The 1,724-nt window shown below is 56.2% G+C and carries 2 protein-coding genes and 2 pseudogenes; all 4 read left to right on the top strand.

Annotated features, from left to right (window positions below; genetic code table 11):
• Positions 1-282, top strand: a 282-nt coding sequence (locus BBW68_RS14725; protein ID WP_245675289.1) for a transposase, incomplete at its 5' end; no start/stop codon positions are given.
• A 4-nt stretch (positions 283-286) separates the two neighbouring features.
• A pseudogene (locus BBW68_RS14720) lies at positions 287-769 on the top strand (DUF3486 family protein); the annotation flags it as partial.
• Positions 766-1,293, top strand: a pseudogene (locus BBW68_RS14715) (hypothetical protein); the annotation flags it as partial. The pseudogenes BBW68_RS14720 and BBW68_RS14715, both read left to right, overlap by 4 nt.
• 63 nt (positions 1,294-1,356) lie before the next feature.
• Positions 1,357-1,724 (top strand): IS6 family transposase (locus tag BBW68_RS14710; protein WP_148127594.1); only part of this gene is annotated, 368 nt, incomplete at its 3' end.

The raw sequence follows: 1,724 nt of genomic DNA, 5'->3' as shown, positions 1-1,724 counted from the left end.
ATCCACTCCACGAACACGCTGGAGCGCCTGAATAAAGAGGTGAAGCGGCGTTCCCACGTGGTGGGTATCTTTCCCAACGAAGAGAGCATAACCCGGCTTCTGGGTGCGGTGCTGACAGAGCAGAACAAAGAATGGCTGTTGCAGAACTGCTACCTGCCGCAGCACAGCATGGCGGAGATAGAGCAGACCGCTGAAAACGATGTGATCGAGGCGCGGCCAGCTCAGCGCTTAACAGACATATTACCGGATCGGAAGGCTGGATCTGAATTTACACCACCTTGACGGACTCGACCAATCCGGTTTCAGTGGCTACTCAGAGCTGGAGTCCCTGCTGCGCCAGCAGGGTTTCGTCATCAGCAAATCTGCTATCCATCGCTATGGACAGAAAATTGAACGCCGCTATGGTGCCATCCGTGCGGCCACCGAAGCGGCCCGTATGCTGACCGAAGGTGCGGTTGACGATCAGGATGCGCGTTCGGAAGCCGTCATCGCCCTGATCCAGACCGAGCTGTTCGAGAGCATCGTTCAGCTGCAGGAAGCGGAAGAAGGTGATGTCGACCCCAAAGAGCGGGTGGCGCTGCTGTCCAAGGTGGCAAAAAACGTGGCCACGCTGTCCCGCGCCTCCGTCAACCTGAAAAAGTTTCAGAGCGAAGTCCGTGATCGCGCCCGGCTGGCGGCGGGTAACGCCGAGAAGATTGCCCGCAAGGGTGGCCTGTCTGCTGATGCGGTACAGGCGCTGCGACGTGAAATTCTGGGGATTGCCCTATGAGTCAGCTTGCTCCCGTCCTGCCAGATACCTCGGCGCTGGATGTACCTGCCGCCCTGATGCCTTATCAGCAGCGCTGGGTGGCAGATACCTCTCCGCTCAAGGTGATTGAAAAGAGCCGCCGTACCGGTATTACCTGGGCTGAGGCGTCCGATAACGTGCTGACCGCAGCCTCTTCAGCACCTGCCGGTGGCATGAACGTTTATTACATTGCCTATAACCAGGACATGACCGTCGAGTATATCCAGGCCTGCGCCATGTGGACGCGGGTCTTCAACTACGCCGCGAGCGAAATTGAAGAAGGTTTCTGGGAAGAGAACGAAGACGACAAGCACATCAAAACTTATACCATCAAGTTTCCCGATTCCGGCTTCCGCGTCGTCGCGCTCTCCAGCCGCCCGTCTAACCTGCGTGGCCGTCAGGGCATCATCGTTATTGATGAGGCCGCGTTCCATGAGCAACTGGACGAACTGCTGAAGGCTGCGTTGGCAATGCTTATCCGGAGCGGTAAGGTGCGCGTTATCTCCGGCACTGTTGCAAAGATCTGGCGATGGTAAACTGATGCCACTGTTTAGTTGAAGGAGCAGCACATGAACCCATTTAAAGGTCGACATTTTGAGCGTCATATTATCCTGTGGGCCGTCCGCTGGTACTGCAAATATGGCATCAGTTATCGTGAGCTGCAGGAGATGCTGGCGGAGCGAGGGGTAAATGTCGATCACACCACGATTTATCGATGGGTTCAGCGTTCTGCACCTGAAATGGAAAAGCGGCGGCGCTGGTACTGGCGTCAACCTTCCGGTTTTGGCTCATGGCATCTCGATGAAACCTACGTGAAGGTCAACGGACGCTGGGCTTATCTGTACCGCGCCGTCGACAGCAGGGGCTGCACCATTGACTTTTACCTGTCTTCACGTCGTCACACCAAAGCCGCCTATCGCTTTATGGGTAAACTTCT

It is taken from the genome of Candidatus Erwinia dacicola, assembly GCF_001756855.1.
In the GTDB taxonomy this organism is placed as follows: Bacteria; Pseudomonadota; Gammaproteobacteria; order Enterobacterales; family Enterobacteriaceae; genus Erwinia; species Erwinia dacicola.
Note: the sequence above shows the minus strand (reverse complement) of the source record. Positions and strands in the feature narration are given on the sequence as shown.